The sequence below is a fragment of the Acidobacteriota bacterium genome, assembly GCA_016196065.1.
Lineage (GTDB): Bacteria > Acidobacteriota > Terriglobia > Terriglobales > Acidobacteriaceae > Acidiflorens.
Window position 1 is genome coordinate 879,348 of the sequence record JACPYL010000010.1, and the last position, 21,093, is coordinate 900,440.

The 21,093-nt window shown below is 57.3% G+C and carries 17 protein-coding genes; 16 read left to right on the top strand and 1 reads right to left on the bottom strand.

The features are described 5' to 3' along the window. The first annotated feature begins 72 nt into the window (after positions 1–72). The 13 genes from HY010_07030 (at position 73) to HY010_07090 (ending at position 16,147) form a co-directional block, all read left to right on the top strand. Positions 73–1,818: a hypothetical protein gene (locus HY010_07030; GenBank protein MBI3475468.1), complete on the top strand. Its 1,746-nt coding sequence runs from the start codon at positions 73–75 to the stop codon at positions 1,816–1,818. Next, the gene (gene pseG / locus HY010_07035; GenBank protein ID MBI3475469.1) at positions 1,818–3,329 is read left to right on the top strand and encodes a UDP-2,4-diacetamido-2,4,6-trideoxy-beta-L-altropyranose hydrolase; all 1,512 of its coding nucleotides are present in this window, start codon (positions 1,818–1,820) and stop codon (positions 3,327–3,329) included. Before HY010_07030 ends, pseG begins: the two co-directional genes overlap by 1 nt. After that, positions 3,311–4,384, top strand: a complete 1,074-nt coding sequence (pseI, locus tag HY010_07040) for a pseudaminic acid synthase (protein MBI3475470.1) — start codon at positions 3,311–3,313, stop codon at positions 4,382–4,384. The genes pseG and pseI overlap by 19 nt, the downstream gene beginning before the upstream one ends. After that, the gene (locus HY010_07045) at positions 4,381–5,481 is read left to right on the top strand and encodes a polysaccharide deacetylase family protein (protein ID MBI3475471.1); all 1,101 of its coding nucleotides are present in this window, start codon (positions 4,381–4,383) and stop codon (positions 5,479–5,481) included. Before pseI ends, HY010_07045 begins: the two co-directional genes overlap by 4 nt. 64 nt (positions 5,482–5,545) lie before the next feature. Continuing rightward, entirely contained in the window at positions 5,546–7,276 is a 1,731-nt protein-coding gene (locus tag HY010_07050; GenBank protein ID MBI3475472.1) for a GNAT family N-acetyltransferase, read from the top strand. A 25-nt stretch (positions 7,277–7,301) separates the two neighbouring features. Continuing rightward, positions 7,302–7,514 carry a hypothetical protein gene (locus HY010_07055; GenBank protein MBI3475473.1) on the top strand — a complete coding sequence of 71 codons (213 nt, stop codon included), beginning with the start codon at positions 7,302–7,304 and terminating at the stop codon, positions 7,512–7,514. Next, positions 7,511–8,659 carry a hypothetical protein gene (locus HY010_07060; protein ID MBI3475474.1) on the top strand — a complete coding sequence of 383 codons (1,149 nt, stop codon included), beginning with the start codon at positions 7,511–7,513 and terminating at the stop codon, positions 8,657–8,659. Before HY010_07055 ends, HY010_07060 begins: the two co-directional genes overlap by 4 nt. Then, positions 8,656–10,149: a sulfatase gene (locus tag HY010_07065; GenBank protein MBI3475475.1), complete on the top strand. Its 1,494-nt coding sequence runs from the start codon at positions 8,656–8,658 to the stop codon at positions 10,147–10,149. Before HY010_07060 ends, HY010_07065 begins: the two co-directional genes overlap by 4 nt. Positions 10,150–10,163: 14 nt before the next feature. Beyond that, positions 10,164–11,234: a glycosyltransferase family 4 protein gene (locus tag HY010_07070; GenBank protein MBI3475476.1), complete on the top strand. Its 1,071-nt coding sequence runs from the start codon at positions 10,164–10,166 to the stop codon at positions 11,232–11,234. Further along, positions 11,231–12,409, top strand: a complete 1,179-nt coding sequence (locus tag HY010_07075; GenBank protein ID MBI3475477.1) for a glycosyltransferase — start codon at positions 11,231–11,233, stop codon at positions 12,407–12,409. Before HY010_07070 ends, HY010_07075 begins: the two co-directional genes overlap by 4 nt. Then, positions 12,406–13,557 (top strand): glycosyltransferase family 4 protein, encoded by a 1,152-nt coding sequence (locus HY010_07080; GenBank protein ID MBI3475478.1) that lies wholly within the window; start codon positions 12,406–12,408, stop codon positions 13,555–13,557. The genes HY010_07075 and HY010_07080 overlap by 4 nt, the downstream gene beginning before the upstream one ends. Further along, positions 13,550–14,965 carry an O-antigen ligase family protein gene (locus HY010_07085; protein MBI3475479.1) on the top strand — a complete coding sequence of 472 codons (1,416 nt, stop codon included), beginning with the start codon at positions 13,550–13,552 and terminating at the stop codon, positions 14,963–14,965. The genes HY010_07080 and HY010_07085 overlap by 8 nt, the downstream gene beginning before the upstream one ends. Before the next feature lie 6 nt (positions 14,966–14,971). Next, positions 14,972–16,147: a glycosyltransferase family 4 protein gene (locus tag HY010_07090; protein MBI3475480.1), complete on the top strand. Its 1,176-nt coding sequence runs from the start codon at positions 14,972–14,974 to the stop codon at positions 16,145–16,147. 66 nt (positions 16,148–16,213) lie between these two features. Here HY010_07090 and HY010_07095 read toward each other — a convergent pair whose 3' ends face one another. Further along, positions 16,214–17,350: a hypothetical protein gene (locus tag HY010_07095; protein MBI3475481.1), complete on the bottom strand. Its 1,137-nt coding sequence runs from the start codon at positions 17,348–17,350 to the stop codon at positions 16,214–16,216. 82 nt (positions 17,351–17,432) lie between these two features. Between HY010_07095 and asnB the strand changes: the two genes are divergently transcribed. From asnB to HY010_07110, 3 genes are all read left to right on the top strand, one after another. Continuing rightward, on the top strand, positions 17,433–19,340 hold the full coding sequence (gene asnB, locus HY010_07100; protein ID MBI3475482.1) for an asparagine synthase (glutamine-hydrolyzing): 1,908 nt from the start codon (positions 17,433–17,435) through the stop codon (positions 19,338–19,340). Between the two features lie 77 nt (positions 19,341–19,417). Then, complete coding sequence (locus HY010_07105; GenBank protein ID MBI3475483.1) at positions 19,418–20,071, top strand: methyltransferase domain-containing protein; 654 nt, start codon at positions 19,418–19,420, stop codon at positions 20,069–20,071. Between the two features lie 115 nt (positions 20,072–20,186). Continuing rightward, the gene (locus HY010_07110; GenBank protein ID MBI3475484.1) at positions 20,187–21,092 is read left to right on the top strand and encodes a glycosyltransferase family 2 protein; all 906 of its coding nucleotides are present in this window, start codon (positions 20,187–20,189) and stop codon (positions 21,090–21,092) included. Position 21,093: the final 1 nt, after the last annotated feature.

Here is a 21,093-nt window from a genome sequence, read left to right on the forward strand (position 1 = left end):
CTCTGCGCCACCTGATCCGAATTCCTCGCGCCTGACTGCTACAATTTCGGTCAGAGAAAGACCGCCATCCGCATGAAAATCTTACTCTTGCACTCCGAGGACTCTCCTCTTGCAGGTCCCTGGACTGGCGAGCGATGGGATGTTGTGTATGACTTGGGGCGGAGCGGCTGGCCAGCTTGTGAGCGTTGGAGCCGTGCCTTCGGTTGTCCCGTGAAGCCGATTGACGGACTTCGAGATGGACTCGCAGAGATCCAAAAGGTGCGGGAGTTGTTGCAACTAGGCCTCGGGCGTCTGGTCGATCGCGAGGGCCTGGACTGGTGGGAACTGACTGCTATTTTGGTCCACGATCAACTGGAGACCGTGGTTGTCCTCCGCAAGTTGGCGAATGGCCTTCCCGATGACGCGGAAGTATGGATTACACGGGATGGTTTCCATGCGAACGCGTTGCGGCAGTTGCTGGGTGCACGCCTGCACGTCATTCCGTCGCCTGCGGTTCGGTCGCGAAATGGTGTTGCGCACTACGTGAATCGCCTGCGACAGCTCCCGGCTGCGCAGGTGGTACAGATCCTGGGCGACAAATTTGACGTCAGGTATCGTCTTCGCCGTCATCTTCATGGGCGCTCCGATCGCAGCTCTGCGCCAGTCGTACTGGTTCCGTCGTCGTACGTGAATGTTTCCCTGATGGCAAATGCGTTTGCGCAGACAACCCCCGCCAGCGAATTCCTGTTGGTATCGACGCGCTCTAGCGGGCGCCTGAAAAAAGTTGCGGGTAACGTTCGACAGGAGTGGCTGGCTTCGTATGTGGATCATTCCGGTTTGGAGGAATTGCCGGAACTGCTGCGGCGCTGGGAAGCGTTAAAGCAAGAGATTAACTTAGTGCCGGAGTTTGCAGCACTGGCTCACCTTGGATATGTGGATGATTTTCCGCGACGCTTTGCCGATGGGCTGGCGATCCGAGATGCGTGGCTGGGCGTACTGAAGCGCGAGCCGGTCTTCGCCGTGCTTTGTTGTGACGACAGCAATCCGCATCTTCACATCGCGTTGCTGCTGGCTCAGAAGCGCGGCTTGCCGTCGATGGCATGTCACCACGGTGCGCTGGACGGACGCTACCTGATCAAGACCTGCCACGCTGACGTGCTCTTGGCGAAGGGGCGAATGGAAGCCGACTACCTGGTCAATACATGCGGCGTGGACGCGTCCGTGGTTGAGATTGGTGCTCCCGTCTCTGCCCCTCGTCGCGAAAAAACTCGGGTGGATAAAGGTGACTGGATCGTATTTTTCTCTGAACCCTATGAGCTGATCGCGGAAAGGGCGGAAGAGATTTATCGCGACATCCTTCCGGGGCTTGTTGATCTTGCCGCGCGAACCGGGAAGAAACTGATTGTGAAGTTGCATCCTTCGGAAAATCTGAGCGCCCGGCAGAGTCTTGCAGAGATGCTGCTTCCAAAAGGGCAGGCAGGCGCGATCGAGTGGGTCACGGGTCAACTGAATCCAGAGTTGCTGCGGCGCATGTGGTTTGGTGTGACGGTCCAGTCGTCGGTGGTGGTGGAGTGCGCAGTTCTTGGGTTCCCATGTTTCTTATGTGAATGGCTGGATATGTGGCCTTACGGATATGTAGCGCAGTATCGAAAATTCGGCGTGGGGATAGGCTTGGTCTCGCCGAACGATATCGCCCAGATCCCGGAGAAGCTGGCTGCGTGGCGTCCAAGCAAACAAGTGGCGGATGATTGTTGGCAGACGCTAGAGCAGGGAAGGTTCGAAGACATGCTGGCAGGAAAAACGGCCACGCCTAGTCCGCTGGGGATGCAGCGATCCTGATGAATCCCGGCACACTTCTGATTCGAGCCGATGCCACTCCTGAAATGGGCAGTGGGCATGTGATGCGTTGCCTGGCACTGGCGCAGGGCTGGCGGGAAGCGGGAGGCAACGTCGTGTTTGCGATGGCGCTTTCAACTCCGGCCGTGAATCGAAGGCTAGCGGAAGAGAATTGCCGGATCGTGGAGATGTCAGTACCGGCCGGAAGTTCCGACGACATCGCAGCCACGCGGGAAGTTCTGCGAGTGGAATTGCCGTCGTGGGTTGTGCTGGACGGCTACCACTTCGACTCTGCATACCGGGAGGCGATTGGACGCGCAGGCGTGCGATGCATGATTGTCGACGACAATGGCGGCCCGGGAAATTTTTCCGCGGAATTGGTCGTGAATCAGAACGTGCATGCTGACGCAGCTCTCTATCCGCAACAGGGTCGGCATACGTGGCTATTGTTGGGGCCGCGCTATGCGATGTTAAGAAGAGAGTTTGCGGACCGGGCCGGATCGGCGCGAAAAGTTCCGGACGTGAGTAGAAAACTTCTGGTCACCATGGGAGGCAGCGATCCCAATGAATTTGCGCCGCGGCTGCTGCCGTCTCTCATTGAGGGACTCGATCGGGAAGTAGAAATCGTCGTCGTGGTGGGTGGCAGTGCCAGTGGTTCCAATGCAATGAAGATCAAGGCATCGTCCCTTCCGGCACGGGTGCGAGTGATGCAAGATGTGCGGAACATGGCAGAGTTGATGGTGTGGGCGGACCTGGCGATTGCGGCGGCCGGTACGACCTGCTGGGAATTGTGTTGCATGGGACTCCCGTCCATTGTGGTTGAGGCAGCCGAGAATCAGCGATTGCTTGCTCGAACTCTGGATACGATCGGGAGCGCCGTGAATGCGGGGCCGGTGCAGGACATCGACTGTGATGCTCTGGCCGAGCTGACTGGAAAATTGCTCCGCGATCCATTGCGCCGCAGCGAACTATCCCACAGAGCAAAGAAGCTGGTGGACGGGCATGGCGTCAGGCGCGTAGTGACGCTGATGACTGCAAAACTTAAAACTCGCGCGGCGGAAGCCCGCGATTGTCGTGTGCTGTTCGAATGGGCCAATGATCCGGTCGTTCGCGCGGCGTCATTCACTCCAGACCCGATCCCGTGGGAGAGCCATCAGCGTTGGTTTGAAGGTCAATTGGGAAATGCCGGTGCGCGTATCTTTCTCTTCGAGGGTGAATCGGGACAACCGGTGGGGCAGGTGCGCTACCAGATCGAGGGACGCCGTGCCACGTTGTCAGTCAACGTGGATCCGAGCCTGCGCGGCCAGGGGCTGGGAGCAAAGGTTCTCCTGCTGGGAGTCGAAGAATTTTTCAATACGACGTCTGTGGATATGATCGACGCTTTCGTGAAACCATCCAACGAACGTTCTCTCATGCTGTTTCGAACAGCTGGCTTCGAAGAGAAGGGCGTGAGCCAATTGCGCGGGCAGGATGCCGTGTGGTTTGTGTTGCAGCGATGGGGGACAAGCAAGTGAGCGAGACGATTTACATCGGTGGTCGCGAGATTGGTGCCGGGTGCCCGGTATACATCGTCGCGGAGGTGTCTGCGAACCACAACGGCAGGTTCGAGCAGGCCGAGAAAATTGTTGAAGCTGCAAAGGAAGCGGGCGCGGACGCCGTCAAATTGCAAACCTACACCGCAGACACCATCACCATCGCTTGCGATCGCGAGCCCTTTCAAATTGGGGGCGGAACGCTGTGGGACGGCAAGACATTGCATGAGTTGTATCAGGAAGCCTGCATGCCGTGGGAATGGCAGCCGAAATTGAAGAGCGCCGCCGAAGCTTTGGGTATGCAGTGTTTTTCGAGCGCGTTTGATTCAACCGCCGTTACATTCCTGGAGACCCTGAACGTTCCCGCTCACAAATTGGCTTCGTTCGAACTGGTCGATTTGGCGCTCATTCAGAAAATGGCGTCCACAGGCAAACCGCTGATCATGTCCACGGGCATGGCCACTCTTGAGGAAATTGAAGAGGCCGTAACGGTTGCGCGCACTGCTGGTGCGAAGCAGATCGCTCTGCTGAAGTGCACGAGTGCCTATCCTGCGCCGGCGGAAGAAATGAATTTGCGGACGATTCCGGAACTGGCACGGCGGTTCGATGTTCCGGTGGGACTGTCGGATCACACGATGGGAGTCGCGGTTCCGGTCGCGGCGGTGAGTTTGGGCGCCTGCATCATCGAGAAGCACTTGACGCTTTCGAGGGCGGATGGAGGCCCGGATAGCGGATTCTCGCTGGAGCCGGCTGAATTCAAATTGATGGTGGAAGCGGTGCGCACGGCTGAACGAGCCCTGGGGGATGTTCATTTTGGTGTCAGTGAACGCGAAGCCCGCAGCCGCGTGTTCCGGCGCTCCCTGTTTGTCGTGCGCGACCTTAAGGCAGGCGAGATTTTTACGGAAGAAAATGTCCGCTCGATTCGTCCCGGCCACGGATTGCATACGCGCCACCTGATCGAGATCCTCGGCAAGAGAGCGGCCGTCGATATTGTGCGCGGCACTCCTTTGCGCTGGGATCTGGTGGCCGAAAAGTGATTGCGGTCAGTTCACTTCTGCGGCGCGTGGTCTATCCGGCGATGTCCCGCGCGAACCTGTTCTCGCATCGGATCGGCGATGGAGAGGTGGGCGTTGTCACGTATCACGGCATACTGCCGGCGGGTTGCACGCAGGGAGCGTCTCCGATCGAGGGCGCGCTGCTGACCGCCACGCAATTTCGGCAACATTTACGATTTCTGAAGACGCGTTACCATCTGATTTCACCGGATCTGTTTCGGGCGTGGCTGAAGGATGGTGCGTCGCTTCCGCCGCGCGCTGTGCTGCTGACTTGTGATGACGGACTGCTCAATGTCCTGACGGATATGATTCCCATTCTTCTGGAGGAAGGGGCACGGTGTCTTTTTTTTGTGACCGGCCGCTCACTCGAAGACCGGGCAGAGTGTCTGTGGTATGAAGAGCTCTATCGCATGCTCGATGACGCTCCTGCGAATATATCCGTCGTGGTCGGAGCGAAGACGGAATGCAAGGCTTCATGGACGTCGAAGGACTTATCCGGAATATGGTGGAGGCTGGTGCAGGAATATTCGGTCCTCAACATGAATGACCGCGTGAACTTGCTTCGCTCGTTGAGAAAGGAATGGCATCTCGCCGATGATTGGGGACGTTCTGAAGATGAGCTGTCGGCACGACGCTACCATTTGCTGACTAGCCGGGAATTGAAGCAACTTGCAGCCCAAGGAATGACCATAGGCGCACATACGCTGAGTCACCCTTTGCTGTCACAGATGCCTGCAGAATTTGCTGAACAGGAGATTCGCGAGTGCAAGACGCGCCTGGAGTCCTATTTGCAACAGGACGTCTGGGCACTGGCTTATCCTTTTGGACATGAAGGGTCGGCTGGTGCGCGAGAGATGACGATGGCCGAGACATCTGGATACGATTGTGCTTTCCTGAACTGTGGCGGTGGAGTGGTCCAGAAAGCGAGTGCCCGGTTTGGTTTGCCGCGTGCCCATGTGTCGTCGCAAATGAGCCGGTCCGAGGTGGAAGCTCATTTGTCGGGGTTTCACCACTCGCTCCAACGAGGTTTCCGCGGCGATGGTGGGGCAAGCTTATCCAATCCTGGGCAGGGTAGATGAAGATTTTCAATCGAAAGCGAGTGCGTTGCGGGGCTGCAGACGCTAAAGAGAAGGCGAGCCGTACATGCGCCTGACCTGGATGAATGCTGTCCCAGAACAGCCGGAGATTCGCGAGCAGTGGAATGCCCTGGTTTTTCAAATGGAAACGCCCGAGGTCTTCTATACGTGGGAGTGGATGGCGGCATTCACGCGGGCGTACCAGGGCAGTGTTCAGCCCTGGATTGCAATCGCCTACGAGGGCGACGAACTTGTGGGCATCGCAGCGCTGGTCCGGTCGTCGGAAACGGAAGCATCCTTTCTGGCAGGGACTACTGCGGACTATTGCGATTTCATTTCGCGTCCGGAAAAGCGTAAGGAGTTGGTTGCTCAGGTACTGCGAGAAGTACAGGAAGCGGGCGTCCATACGCTGCTGCTTGCGAATCTCCCCGGAGACTCGGCGACCGTTGCTGAGATCAAGGGAAACAAATCGTTCAAGAGTTTTCTGCGGACGGGATACATTTGCGCGCAGGTTCAGATGGGGTCGGAGGAGGATCGCCGGGTTCTGAGCAACACGGTTCTGAAAAAGAAGATGCTGCGACGGTCTCTCAACACCCTGCGGCGAATCGGGCCGGTTACTTTGCAGCACGATACCAGCGCTGGATCAAAGAAGAGCGTGATCGAAAGATTTTGCGGCACACATGTGGCGCGTTTTCTGGCCACCGACCGGATCAGCAATCTGGTGAGCGCGCAACGCCGGAATTTTCTGGTTGAACTGGCGCAGCTGCTCGGGGATCAGGGCTGGTTTGACTTGATGGTGTTGCGGGCCGGCAGTTGGGTGCTCGCACTCAACTACGGATTTCGGTTCCACGGGAGTTGGTTCTGGTACCAACCCACCATCATCAACAAGTATGAGGAACTGTCTCCGGGGTATTGCATGCTGGCGAAGATTGTCGAGGACGCGTGCCGCAATCCCGAGGCTCGAGTAGTGGACCTCGGGTTGGGGGCGGAAGGCTACAAGGAACGCTTCTTCAATGCGGAGCGGACGACACTGTATGCGACGTTGGCGAGCAGTGGCAAAGATCTGTGGAAGGTAAGAGCCAGGTACTACGCGGCGCAAGCAGTCAAGCACTCGCCCCGCCTCGAAGCGTCCGCGCGGAGGTTGGAAAAGGCGATTCGAAACATCCGAAAGCGCGTTGCCGAGGATGGGTGGGCGAGCGTGCTCGGCTGGGCTGGACAACGATTGCAGAGGTCGTTCGCCAGCGACGATGAAGTTCTTTTTTTTCAGTGGGGCAACGGAGCCGACGATCCTGCTAAGCGCGGGGGATTGGTGCCGATTACATGGGAGATTTTGTCAGCGGCAGCAATGCAATATTCCGAAGACCAGGAGACGCTTGACTATCTGTTGCGATCGGCCACGCGCTTTCGCGCGAATCAGAGCCGTGGGTATGCATTGTTGGCAGCGGATGGAGTCGTTCAGCATTTCGCATGGGCCGGTCCCTACGAGGGATTTGCGATGGCCGAACTGGGAGAGACCCTGCGGGCGCCTTCCACGACCAGTGTCATGATCTTTGATTGCTGGACACCGCGCGCACTGCGTGGACAGGGACTATACGCTCGAGCGATCACGCAGTTGGCGGGACTTCTCTCCGCCGAAGGTAAGGATGTTTGGATCTTCAGCGCGGCAGCCAATCAGGGTTCCATGGCCGGAATCCAGAAGGCTGGGTTCCAAAGGCAAGCTTCTCACTTCAGGCGCAAGATTTTGTGGTGGGCGAAAACTCGGCAGGAAACCACGGTCGTATCAGCGCGGGCAGCCTGACGCGCTTTCGAAGATTACGCTGACTATGGACAACGACACCAACTCGCAACGCGACATTCGACTACCCGCGAAACTTCTTGAGGCCGCCGAAAGGCTGATCCAGGGAACGCGGTTCAAGTCCGCGGAGGAGTTCCTTTCCTTCGTACTGCAGGAGTTGACTTCCGTTGACAGTGCACCCTCCGACGAACGAGAGCGAAAGTTAATCGAGGAGCGACTGCGTGACCTGGGGTATCTGTGAGCAGACTCGGGTTGCTGCGGAAACTCCGGCAAGAGATATCGCTCGACCTGCGATTCAGCCGTCCGCTGATTTTGTTGCAAAGCGATGACTGGGGTCGGGTCGGAGTGCGCGATGCGGAAGGCCGGGAAGACCTTCAGGCTGCGGGAATCCATCTTGGTGAGCGCCCGTACGATTTGTATTCGCTGGAAACTTCCGAAGATGTTCACGAACTAACTGGAATGCTGCAATCCCTGCGGGATTCAGTTGGCGAGCCGCCAAGCCTCGAAATGAATTTCCTCGTGGCCAATGTGGATTTTCAAGCAAGCGCGGCGGCGGGTTTCCGCGACATCGTGCTCAAGCCGCTGGTCAAGGGACTGCCTGGCAGATGGACTCGGCCGGGTCTGTTGGAGGCCTACCGCGACGGGATTCGAGCCGGAGTCCTTGTGCCCGCGATGCACGGAACCACCCATTTCTGTCAGCAGGCGGTTGCCCATGCCCTGACGAGCGGCGGCGAACGAGAGGAACTCTTGCGAACCCTGTGGAAAGCCGAGACCCCTTATATTCATTGGCGAATGCCGTGGGTGGGCTACGAATATTGGGATCCGGAGAAGGATGCCACGGAACGATTCATTTCGGAAAAAGAACAGAAACATTGGATAGAGTGGGCTGCTGCGTCCTATCGAGAACTTTTCGTAGAGAACGCGGTGTCTGTATGTGCCCCAGGGTATCGCGCTGCGTCGTCAACTCATCGTCTCTGGAAAGAGCAGGGCATTCGCATTGCACAAAATGGTCCAGGCAAATTGCGAGCCCCGCATTGGGATGAGCATGGGCTGCTCCACACTTATCGATCGATGGATTTTGAGCCTGCAGTGAATGTTGAGTTGCGGTGGGAAGAATGTGTCAAGGACGCGGCCAGGTGGTTCGGCCGGGGATTGCCGCTGATTGTCTCCGTGCACTCCATTAATTTTCATTCCACGCTGGCCCCGTTTCGACAGAAGACATTGCCCGTGCTACGGGAGTTTCTGAGTGCGCTGCATAAGAGTTTTCCAGATCTGCTGTACGTAAACAGCAGGCAGCTATTGGAGATTGTCGAGACTGGAAGCTACCAGAGCGAGAATGGCAGAGTCGCGGTGACGACGAAGGGCAAACCAGGAGTACGACCGTGAACGCACGCAAGTCGCTCATCTTGATTACGGTGGACTGTCTGCGCGCCGACCACTGCGGATTCGCGGGATATCCGCAGGCAACGACGCCGTTTCTCGATCGTCTCGCGCAAGAGAGCTTTGTCTTTCCAAAGGCAATTGCGGTCGGCGTCCCCACTTATTATTCGTTTCCCGGAATCATGGCATCACGGTTTCCGCTGGCTCTGGGTCGTGAAGTCGTCGGCATTGCTCCGGGAGAGCCGACTCTGGCGAGTGTCTTGCGAAGCGCGGGATATCGGACGGCGGCTTATGTCGCAGGAAATCCCTATCTCGCGAGCCGGTCTGCATATAGTCAGGGATTCGAAGTCTTCCGTGATCATTTGTTCGATGAAACTCCACGGACGAGTGCTCAAACCACTGCAACCGTTACGGCCCATGGGCGTCTGACGGCTTTGAATCTACAGATCGCCGAAGCGGCACATCGGTCTCGCCCGCTCGGGAAGCTGTATGACGCGCTTTATTTTCAGTATCGACTGAAATTTGCAGCTCCAAAAGCGCAGAGTTTTGATCGTCTGCGATGTTTCCCACCGGCCAACGTGCTGGTTGATGAAGCATGCGAGTGGTTGGGATCCGTAGGGCACCAGCCGTTTTTTCTTTGGATTCACTTCATGGACCCGCACGCTCCTTATTACCCCGTTGAAGAAGCGCTGTCGGCGATGGGCGAGCACATCAGTCCCGATCGCGGGCGGTACCTGAATGCGGCATGGGTAGAGATGAGCGCCAAGGCGATCCGCAGGTATCGTGCGGAGATCGTGCGCTTGCACGACGCGGGAATTCGCTGGGTTGACACCCAGGTGGAGCGATTGGTTGAGACATTGCGCCGACAATCACTCCGGGACTCTTCCGTCCTGGCTCTAACCGCGGATCATGGCGAGGAATTTCTTGACCACGGGGGGCGCTTGCATTTTTCCTCCAGTGCGTATCAGGAGATGCTGCAGGTGCCGCTCCTGATGCGAGTGCCGGGCGCGCGGAAGGTTGCGCTGTCGGATGCTCCATTCAGTCAACTGCATCTGGCGCCGACGGTTCTGGATGCCATAGGCGTTTCCGCCCCCAAGGAGTTTCAAGGTCGCAGCTACTGGAGCGAAATGCAGCACGGGGGAAATTGGGATCATGCACTGTCGGAGTCGATCGGATCGTGTACGAATCCGGCGGACGCCAGCAGGCGCATCGGCGGCCGCGTTCTGGTAGTCCTGGACCAGCGATACAAACTCGTGCTGGACTTCGACCATCATCGAGAAGAGTTATTCGATCTGGTAAGCGATCCGCGCGAACTACACGCACTCCCTATCGACGCGTACAAGCCGGAGCGCGCGCGGTTGCTGGCCATTCTGTTGCGGCATGTTTCATCAAACGTGCGCGAGGCCAATCGGGAAATGACGCTGCGAGCCAGACTCCACGAGATTGGACTAGAATGGAAACACTCCAAAATGGATTCTAAAACTCTGGCGTCTTGATCGACAGAAGGTCCATGCCGCGCGCTCCCCGGCTCATCAAAGTGTTTACGCCGTCCTTCGCAGACGACGGGGACACGAACGCTCAGAATTTGACGGCGAAGGAAGTTGTCGCCCGTCTTGATCCGGAACGCTATCGGGTCACAATGTTTTTCGAACAGGATCCCGATCCGCGGATTGCAGCTCGCCCAAACACCATTTTGTGGAAATGGCGGAAGCGCGCGAATTCCGCCAGCACGCTTCTACGGATGCTCGTCGATGTCCCTGACGTATATTTTTTCCCGCGCGAAGGCCCTCTGGACGACAGCTTCTTTCTAGCGCGCCGGCGGTTGCGCTGGCATACCAAAGTGGTGACCTATATTGTGTCGGGAGGTCTGGACCAAGTCGGTCCCCGTCCGGGGCAGCTACGAAATTTGCGGCAAGCCGACGCAGCCTTCGGCAATAGTCGATACATTACGCACCTGCTCAACGACAAATTGGGTTTTTTGGCGGACACGATCTATGACGGAGTCGATCGGCGCTACTACTTTCCGGCGGAGTCGAAAAAAGTCGAGTCGACACGTGGCTTAGTTGTGCTGTGTGCCGGATCTTTTCGACCCCGCAAGAGATTTGACTTGGTCATTCGGCAGGCAGCACGTTGGCCGCAGGTGAGATTCCGGCTTGCGGGGTGTGGCGAAGAGGAAGAGTCGTGCCGGCGATTGGCATCCGAACTGAACTGTAAGAATGTAGAGTTTCTTGGCCATCTGGGACAGGCTGGCCTGGGGGACGAAATGCGTCGTGCCGATGTCTTTCTTTTTCCCAGCGACCTCGAGGGTCATCCCCAGGTGCTATTGCAGGCGACCGCGTGTGGGCTGCCATGTGTCGCGATGAAATCGTATCAACCCGATGCCGTGGTCGATGGCGAAACTGGGTTTCTGGCGTCGGACGCAGAGGATCTGGCGCAGAAGTTCGACAAGCTTGTCACGAGTGATGCTCTGCGCATGGCGATGTCGACTGCGGCTGTACGGCACGGCGCGCTGTTCGATTGGGACCGGGTAACAGAGCAGTGGGCGCAAGCGTTCGAAAAGGTCATCGGAGTTGGCGCGTGACATCCGCGAGCAATGATCCCGGCCGCGCGCGCCCGTTGCATGTTCTGACGATTACTCCGTTCTATCCAAAGCTTGGAAACGAGAGCGCGGGTTGCTTCGTGGCGGAACCAATTGCGGAGTTGGCGAAATTAGGAGTGCAATCGACGGTCTTGGCAGTCGAACCGTTCTATCGGCCGCGTTCAGGCAAAGCCCCGTCGGCACCGGACGCGCAGTGGTATCGATACCCGGCGTTGCCCGGAGGAGTTGGTCTGGCGAGTGCGGGAACGGGGCTTCTCATGCGGTTGCGGGGCCCTCTTCAACGTCTGCACGCGAGTAGACCAATCGATGTGATCCACGCGCACGGGGCGCTACCGTGTGGGCATGCTGCTGCGTTGCTTAGCGGCCAGTTCGGAATTCCTTTTGTGGTGACGGTGCACGGGCTCGATGCTTTTTCCACGCGCCAGGTTTCGGGAAGTTCAGGAGATGCGTGCGCGCGAGTTTCACGGCGTGTGTACTCGGCAGCGCAGCGCGTTCTTGGCGTGAGCCAACACGTTTGTGCTGAAGTGCAGCGCGGGATGAATGAGTCTGTGTCGGTGTCGGCTGTTTATAACGGGGTCGATCCGGGCAGATTCGCCCCGGGCGAGGAGCCAGCACAACCAGTGGTGCTCAGTGTCGGAAACCTGATCCCCACCAAGGGTCACGAGTTGATGGTCCGTGTGTTGGCCGTGCTTCTGCCGGAATTTCCAACTCTGATATGGGAAGTGATTGGGGATGGCCCAGAACTGAATCGCGTTTTCGCGCTGGCTGAGCAGTTGGGTGTTCTCGCCAGCATCCGGTTCCGAGGTCGACAGGACCGTGCAGCAGTGGCGGAGGCCTGCCGAAACTGCACTCTATTTGCTTTGCCCAGCAGCTACGAGGGTTTGGGCTGTGTGTATCTCGAAGCGATGGCGTCGGGCAAGGTTGCCGTAGGGTGTGTCGGGCAGGGAATCGAGGAGGTCATTCGGCACGGAGAGAACGGCTGGCTCGTACGTCCCGACGGCATCGCGGAACTTGAAGAAGGGTTACGAGTCTTACTTCGGGACCAAGCCCAACGCACGGCGATTGGGGCCGCGGCCCGGCAAACGATTTTGCAGTCATTCACGTTGGCACAGCAGGCGCGACACCTGTATTCAGCTTATGAGGAGTGTCTCGCTTGAAGCGGCGTGTCGTTATCCTGACCGAGATCATCGCGCCCTACCGGATTCCGGTGTTCAATGCCTTGGCGGCGCGAACAGAAGTGGATCTCCACGTAATTTTTCTTTCCGAGACAGATCCGGGATTGCGAAAATGGCAGGTATATCGGGATGAACTCCAATTTTCTTCGCAAGTGCTGACCTCGTATCGCGCCCGCCTGGGACGATTCAGTCTCCTGTTGACGCGCGGAGTGGTCGATGCTCTGCGAGCTGCAGATCCCGAGATCATCGTTTGCGGAGGCTACAACTACTTCGCCATGTGGCAGGCGCAGCGGTGGGCGCGCCGGCGCGGTATCCCATTTCTTCTTTGGTCAGAAAGCAACGCCGTGGATGAGCGAAACAACTTCCGTCTCGTCGAAGCCGCCAAGAGGAGGTTCATCCGGGCGTGCCAAGGCTACGTGGTGCCGGGAGAATCCGCGGCTGCCTACCTGAAGACTTTCGGGCTCGCGGCCGATAAAATATTCCTTGCGCCGAATGCGGTTGACGTCGCGCGCTTCGTGCGCGGCGCTGAGCAAGCTCGCCAGGACCAGGGAGTTCGCAATCGGTTGGGACTACCGCAACGCTATCTGCTATACGTTGGAAGGTTCGTGCGCAGCAAGGGAGTTTTGGATTTGCTTGCTGCCTATGCGACACTGCCGGAGTCTACTCGCCGGGAAGTTGGACTGGTGATGGCCGGTGACGGAGAAGAACGGGACGAGTTAGTCCGTCGTAGCCGAGCGATTCAACCCGGCACAGTGCTCTTTCCAGGATTCCTGCAGCGCGATCAACTGCCTGCGTTTTACGCTCTATCAGAGGCTCTGGTACTGCCGACGCATAGCGATCCCTGGGGGCTGGTTGTGAACGAAGCGCTGGCCTGCGGGCGTCCGGTGATCGTCACCGATGTGGCGGGTTGCGTTGCCGACTTGGTACAAGACGGAGAGAATGGTTATGTGGTTCCGCCGGGCGCCCCGGCGAAGTTGGCCGCCGCAATGATGCGGATGCTAAGTGCTACAGAGTTACGAGTTCAAATGGGAGATCGCAGTTTGCAAATGAGTTCGCAGTTTACACCGGAGATGTGGGCGCACGGAGTGGTCCGCGCGGTCGAAGGCACCTTGGGAGAGAACCGTGGATAGGTTCACGCGCATCGTGGTGGCGGGGTTGCCGGTCATGCTGGTTGTGGCCCTGGTTGTCCTGGGGCGGACGGTACCGGGCTACTTCAATAACCAGCAGTATCTGGCTGCCTTCGTCTTTCTCCAAATCCTGCTGGCGGCGTTGTGGTTTTATGATCGGTTCTTTTTCCCGTTTCTGATGATTGCGTTTTTTTGGGCCGGGATGGATCTGCCCTTCAACCAGTCCTGGACCATGGGTCGCTGGATTGTTCTAGGGGCAGGTGCAATAGTCGGGTTTGCGCGCGCCATGCGGATGGGAGTGCACCGGTACCATCCATTTCATCTGGCCGCTATGTTCTGTGTGGGGAGCGCGTTTGTTTCGGCGATGGTGTCGGTGATACCGCAGTTTGCGTTGATGAAGGCTCTCAGCCTGATGATGTTGTTCCTGTATGGAGCTTCCGGTGCACGGCTGGTGATGAAGAATCCGGACCGCTTTTTTCGAGGCCTCTTGTTTGCCTGCGAAATCAGCGTCTACGGCAGTGCGTTTGCGTATCTCGTGCTGGGTTCGGAAATCTGGGGCAATGGAAACTCGCTGGGTGCGGTGGAAGGGGTAGCGGCCGCTCCGATCCTGCTGTGGGGTGCCTTGGTCGCACCGGCGGGAAATCTGCGCTTGCGGCGGGCGATAGGCTGCGTGGGCGCGCTCTACCTGGTGTATTTCTCGGTCTCGCGCGCGGCTATGATGGCGGCACTTCTCTCCATGCTTGTTTTGCTGGTCAGCCTGCGGCGAAATCGCTTGATCGTGCAGGGCCTGGTTGGAGTGGGCTGCGTGATTGCCATTACTGCGATCGGTGCTCCACGACACTTTGACGACATAAAGACGTCTTTTGTAGAGGGAGTCATCTACAAGGGACATCAGGACCAGGGATTGCTCGGATCCCGGTTGCCTCCCTGGCAGGAAGCAGTTCAGATTATCGGGGACAATCCTTATTTCGGCAGCGGTTTCGGCACCAGTACAACGGGCGATAAGCCCTTTGGGGAAGGTGGACGGTTCAGTTCGGATTCTTTAACGAATCGGGAACACGGCAGTAGCTATCTGGCGATTACCGAATGGGTCGGACTGCTGGGCATCATACCGTTTCTGATATTGCTTGTGTTTACGGTGCAAGCCGTTGCGCGAGTCTGCCGTTATCTGCGCAGGACCGGAAACGTCTCTCACTATTCAGCTCCGCTCATGATGGTGATGATCTCTGGTTTGTTCCACGCAGGGTTTGAAGATTGGCTATTTGCGGTGGGCTACTATCTCACCGTCTTCTTCTGGGTGCTGGCATTTATTCTGATCGACGTAGCACCGGATCTATCCGCTCAGCAGACGGCGTTTGTCCATGGCATGCGATTCCGTTACGCTGCCGACCCGGCACCGATCCAGCACTGACCCGGTATGCGACTCTTCATCCATGCCCTCGGCGCGTCAGCGGGGGGCGGTTTGACCTATTTACGAAACATGCTTCCGGAACTGGCGGGCCGACGCGATGTTAGCGTCACCGTGCTGGCAGGCGAGGCCGCGGACGGACTGATTCCTCCCGCGGACAACATCAAGATACTGGTAGGGAGTACACAAGGACGCGGCGTGCTCTCCCGCTTCTGGTGGGAACAGAAAGAAATTCCAAAACTCATCCGGCAAGCGGGTGCGGATGTCCTGCTGTCGGCGGGCAACTTCGCAGTATGGAATTCCCCGGTACCGCAGATTCTTCTGAGTCGTAATTCGCTCTATCTCTCGCCTGATTTCAGCCTCGATTTGCGCCACCGCGGCGAATACCGCATGTGGGCGGACACGAAACTCAAGGGTTTGATCGCGCGCCAGTCAATTCTGCGTGCTCAATTGACGTTGGCGCCGAGCGATGCGTTCGCCCGTGAACTCCGAAGTTGGACAGGGCATGAAGTGGCGGTATTGCATCATGGCTTTGGTCGCGACCATTTTGTCCGAGACGCGACGCCGTTGCCGCCGGAAATCCAGGAGAGGCTTGCGCAGGCTGAGCAAGGAACGCGCCTGCTGTTTGTCAGTCACTACAACTACTACCGGAATTTCGAGACGCTGCTGCGGGCAGTCGCGCTTTTGAAGCAGAGTCGGCGCTCAGCAGGCATTCGGCTCTTCTTGACGTGCGAGTTGGCGCCTGGCAAAAATCCTGGCAGTTACCGTACGGATAAAGCGCAAGCGCTACTCCAGGAATTGCAAATCGAAGAATGTGTCGTACAGTTGGGCGCAATCCCCTATCAGCAATTGCACCACCTCTATCGCGCCTGTGATGTCTATGTCAGTCCCGCGTACACGGAAACCTTTGCTCACCCGTTGCTTGAGGCCATGGCCTGCGGGCTTCCGATCGTGGCTTCCGATCTGCCTGTCCACAGGGAAATAACGAATGGCGCGGCGCTTTTCTTCGAGAGGAACTCGCCTTCCGAGCTTGCCGCACGCGTTGCACAGTTGCTGGACTCTCCGACTTTGCGATCCGACCTGCGCGAACAGGGGCTGCGTCGCGCCGAAAATTTCAGTTGGAAAGACCACGCCGACGGCCTCCTTTCGATGGCGACCCGCCTTTTGCAAGAGACCTCACGGTAGGAGCAATTCTCCATCCCAGATAAGGTTCGTCGCGCCCAAAGGCTTCTTGGATTTACCGGTGCAAGCTCAGGGCCAGAATTTGCTTCCAAGAAGATGAACGACATTGCGGATTCCGATGGCGGAACTTGCTGCTGCAACGGCCATGACGGGAGCCAAAGCCCATAGCACGCGACGGTCTTTGGGAAACCAGCGAAAAAGAGCCAGCAAGACGAAAGGAATGATTGGAATTGCAAAACGCGGGAAACTACCGCGCGCCCAGTACGGATAGTTGTAGCAGTAGAGCGACAGGAGGTAAGGCGCCGCGAATACAATCTCCGCTACATGATCGCGGGAGTACTGGCGGAACTGTTTCGTACGTAGCATGGCGGCCGCCGCAATCAGTACCAGGAAAATCCAGCCAAAACTCAGCACCAGATTGGTAAGCGGGGCCGGATAGAGAATGGTGCCCTTAATGATCGCATAGAAGGGAATACCAAAAAGTGGTCCGGTGGCCGCCGCATCGGTCGATTCGTAGCTGTGTACGGTCGCGAGTGGATCATGAAAATAGCTTGCGAGGGGAATCGCATAGAGTATTCCTATTGACAGGCCGACTGAGGTGGCGAGGGCAAGTTGTTTCCAGTCGCGACGACGCAGCAATACCAATCCGATTCCCAGCAATAGAAATACTCCGAGCGGTCGCGTTACGGTTGCGAGCGAGGCGAGAAGGGCGGCCACGACCCAACGTTCCCGGCGGATCGCAAGGAAGGATCCGAAAATCAGCGCTACGAACAGCGGTTCCGACCCGCCCAGACAGGATCGCTGAAGCCAGTCCAAATCGATGACTGCAAAAGCACTGGAGATCCAGCCGCCCCACAGTCGATAGGCCAGAACGACGGCAATTAACGACGGTGCAAGCGCCATCACCAGCAGAGCCGTCCGGTCAGCGGTGCCTGTCAATTTGGAAAATGCGGCCATGAAATAAGGTAGCCCCCAGAATTGCTTGATCAGCAATCCTTGAAAGCTCCAATGGCGGATCGCTGCTGCGATCGACATATAGGAGAGGCTGTCTCCGAAGTCGTCGACCAAAGGCAAATAGGGAACCAGCGCAGAGACGCAGGCAATAAAGATCGCATTCGACAACACGGAGATGGCAGCCGCCTCTCGCAACGATGGTTCGGATTTCCAATGTGCCGCGCGATGCTCGCTGGTTGTCGGTAGAGACATAGAGGAGGGATACGAGTAACAAAAATCGTATCATGGCTCCCGGCAGTCGGAGGTCACGTTATGATTGCTGAGTCTTCAGCGCTTGCAAATTATGTGTGGAATTTTCGGCGTGATGGTTCGCGATGGTTCAATCTCTCCCGAAATGCTGGAGAGAGCCGTAAGCAGCCTCGCACATCGCGGCCCCGACGACTCCGGTACTGTAGTCATTTCTGCGAGCGCACCTAGCGGCCAGATTGGATTTGCTCACACTCGACTCTCCATTCTTGATCTCTCGCCGCTGGGGCATCAGCCCATGCAGGATCCTTGCACCGGAAACTGGATTGTGTTCAACGGCGAGATTTACAACTTTCGCGATCTTCGACGCGAGTTGGCAATCGCCGGGGCGGAGTTTCGGAGTCAGTCAGACACTGAGGTCATCCTGGCTGCATATCGGGTTTGGGGCGATGATTTTTTGTCGCGATTGCACGGCATGTTCGCGCTCGCGCTGTGGGACGCTCCCCGTCAGCGGCTGGTACTGGCTCGAGATCCGCTGGGAATCAAACCACTGTATTACTACCAGGCGGAAACGAAGTTTCTCTTTAGCTCGGAAGTGCGAACCCTGCTTCAGACCGATCTGGTGCCGCGAAAAATCGATTCGACAGGAGTTCTGAGCTACCTTGCTTTCGGCTCCGTCTACGAGCCTTGGACGATCGTGGAAGGAGTGCGTGCGCTTGCGGCCGGGAGCGTCCTCACGGTCGAGCGCGGCGTCGTGAGCATATCGCAGTACTGGAGCCCACTTCACTCCGCAAACGGCAATTCTGTACGAGATGAAGCTGGGCAGAATGGAACCAGTTCCTGTGATTTGCCGACGGTTCTGAGGCAGGCAGTGTTGTCCCACCTCGTGAGTGATGTTCCTGTGGGTGTATTTCTTTCTGGTGGAATCGATTCAAGCAGCCTGGTTGCGGTGATGACTAAGAACGGCGTTCGGGCGAATACCTTCTCGCTTGTATTTCGTGAAGAGGAGTTCAATGAAGCCCCTTACTCACGCGAAGTGGCGCGCCGCTTTGGGACGGAGCATCATGAAATCCAGGTCTCGCAGCAGGACACTCTCGCGTTGCTTCCGGAAGCATTGCGGGCCATGGACCAGCCGAGCATTGACGGGATCAATACCTATCTCATCTCCGCCAAGACGCGCGCGGCGGGGGTGAAGGTCGCGCTTACCGGCCTGGGAGCGGACGAGATGTTTGCCGGATATTCGAACTTTCTTCGAGTTCCGAGGATGGAACGGTTGGCCGCGCGCTTAGGAACGCTGCCTGCCATAGCCCGGCGGGTGTTGGCCAGTTCCCTGACCATGGTCGCGGGCAAGGGCGATCGCAACCGCAAACTCGCGCAGTTGGCAGCGAATGGGGAATCGTTTGTGCATCCCTATTTCCTGTTGCGCGCTCTTTTCGGAAATGCAGAACAAATGTCCTTGTTCCCGTCGGATGGATACGAGGTGGCAAAAGACGAACTCGATGCCGTCCTGCAAGCGTCGGTGGCTGCAAGTTCGCGGTTGGATCCAGTCAACCGTGTTTCCTATCTCGAATCGCACTGGTACATGACGAACACACTGCTGCGTGATTCCGATTCGATGAGCATGGCGCATGGACTTGAATTGCGGGTTCCGTTTTTGGACCGGTCGCTGGTCGAAGCTTGCTTCCGGATCCCGGGTCGCAAGAAAATGGAAGGGACCTCTCCCAAGAGCATGCTGCTGGCGAACCTGGGAGTTGAGTTGCCTGACGAGATCGTGCATCGCCCGAAACGGGGATTTACGCTGCCCTTCGAGCGCTGGCTGCGCGGAGAAATGAGGCCTGTGGTCGAGGAAGCCTTGTTGAGCGATCGTTCTAATCAGGCTCTGCTCCATCCCAAAGCAATGCGCGGAGTGTGGCAACATTTTCTTGCCGGGAAGACTTCCTGGTCACGGCCGTGGGCGTTGTTTGTGTTGCAGCGATGGTGCGAGGAAAATTTCTAGGGTCGCCCCACCGTCAGCTAGAAGTGCCGGTTACCGCGAGGCGGTTATAATCGCCTCAATCAGCTAGGGAGAAGGGTTTGCTTCATCAGCGTTACAAGAACATTGCTTTCTGGGCTATTTCCAAAGCCACTGTGCCCAACTATGTCGCCCGCAGGAGCCTGGCCGCGATGCGGCGGGGCGGGGGACCACAACATCTCCACCTCGGATCCGGCTCGAAGTACATTTCGGGATTCGTTAATGTAGATGGCAATCCATTTAACCGGCTCGATGTGTGGCTGGATGTGCGGAATGGCCTTCCTTTCCGCACGGGGTCGGTGGATTCGATCTATTCCACACACGTGTTTGAGCACTTTTACGGAGATGAACTGAAAAAATTGCTGCAGGAGTGCTACCGAGTCCTGAGGCCGGGAGCGGGAGTGCGGTTGGTGGTCCCCAGCCTGGCCAATGCCATTGCCGCCTACTCCCAGAAACGGGCGGACTGGTTCAGTGGTTTCCCACGAAAATTCGATTCGTTGGGAGGCCGGTTCTCAAATTTCGTGTTTTGCGACGGGCAGCACCGCACTGCTTTTGACCTGAGCTACATGTCGGAGGTGCTTCGCTCGGCCGGATTCAGCGAGGTCGAAGAATCCGGCGAAGGAAAGAGCCGATTGTATGGCGACCGGGTTCCTCCTTACGAGCCAGGCGATTCCCAGGAACTGCCACACTCCCTCTACGTCGAGGCATTCAAATAAGCTGGCCCCACAGCGAAATCGGGGCCGGGCGGCGTTTTCGCAAGTCAACGGATGTTCATGAAGTTGCAGATTTCGGCTAACATAGTGTTACTCCTTGCCTGCCATCGGAACCAATGTGATCGAAACGAAGACGGAAGCTGAGACGTCGAATTCGCGCGCCGCCGCATTGGACTTGCTGCCTGTTACGGTCATTATTCCGGTTCGCAATGAAGCTCGAAATCTTCCGCGGTGCCTGGAATCCTTGCGAAATGTTGGCGAAGTGTACGTTATCGATTCCCAAAGTACGGACCAGACGTGTGCGATCGCGGAGTCTTTCGGAGCCAAGGTCGTGCAGTTCCGTTATCCCGGAGGCTGGCCCAAGAAGCGGCAATGGGCAATGGATACACTTCCGATTGCTTATGACTGGATCTTCCTGCTCGATGCCGATGAGGTCGTCACGGAGCAATTGGCCGCCGAGATTCGGCGGGCGATTCAGAATTCGCAAATGGCGGGCTATCGTATTTGCCTGCAGATGTATTTTCTGGGCAAGCTACTGCGGCATTGTGATGCCAGCTTCTGGAAGCTTTCTCTGTTTCGCAAAGGGCAAGCGCGATTTGAGTGCCGCTTGAAAGATCAGGACGCCTCCATGGCGGACATGGAAGTTCACGAGCACATGATCGCGGACGGGCCGACTTCGGAGTTGCACAATCCCATTGTTCACCACAACGTGGAATCGCTGTCCCGCTACATTCAGAAGCATGATGAATATTCCAACTGGGAATCGCGAGTGCTGGCGGGCAGAGAAGAGAACTCCGAGGCCATGCGCGGATCCCTCATGGGAACGCAAGCCCAGCGCCGGCGGTGGCTCAAGAGAAAGCTCTATCGAGTGCCGGGCGCACCCGTGTTGTTATTTCTGTACCGATACATTTTCCGTTTCGGGTTTCTCGACGGCGTCCCCGGGCTAGTCTATTGCTCGTTTCAGGCTGTCCAGATGTTCCATACCAAAGCAAAAATCTATGAGTTGCGGAACGCGAGGAACTGAA

Excerpts from the sequence above, each read along its gene's own strand:
- HY010_07030 (MBI3475468.1), top strand. The coding sequence starts at position 73 with ATGAAAATCTTACTCTTGCACTCCGAGGACTCTCCTCTTGCAGGTCCC.
- pseG (MBI3475469.1), top strand. The coding sequence starts at position 1,818 with ATGAATCCCGGCACACTTCTGATTCGAGCCGATGCCACTCCTGAAATG.
- pseI (MBI3475470.1), top strand. The coding sequence starts at position 3,311 with ATGGGGGACAAGCAAGTGAGCGAGACGATTTACATCGGTGGTCGCGAG.
- HY010_07050 (MBI3475472.1), top strand. The coding sequence starts at position 5,546 with ATGCGCCTGACCTGGATGAATGCTGTCCCAGAACAGCCGGAGATTCGC.
- HY010_07055 (MBI3475473.1), top strand. The coding sequence starts at position 7,302 with ATGGACAACGACACCAACTCGCAACGCGACATTCGACTACCCGCGAAA.
- HY010_07070 (MBI3475476.1), top strand. The coding sequence starts at position 10,164 with ATGCCGCGCGCTCCCCGGCTCATCAAAGTGTTTACGCCGTCCTTCGCA.
- HY010_07090 (MBI3475480.1), top strand. The coding sequence starts at position 14,972 with ATGCGACTCTTCATCCATGCCCTCGGCGCGTCAGCGGGGGGCGGTTTG.
- HY010_07095 (MBI3475481.1), bottom strand. The coding sequence starts at position 17,350 with ATGTCTCTACCGACAACCAGCGAGCATCGCGCGGCACATTGGAAATCC.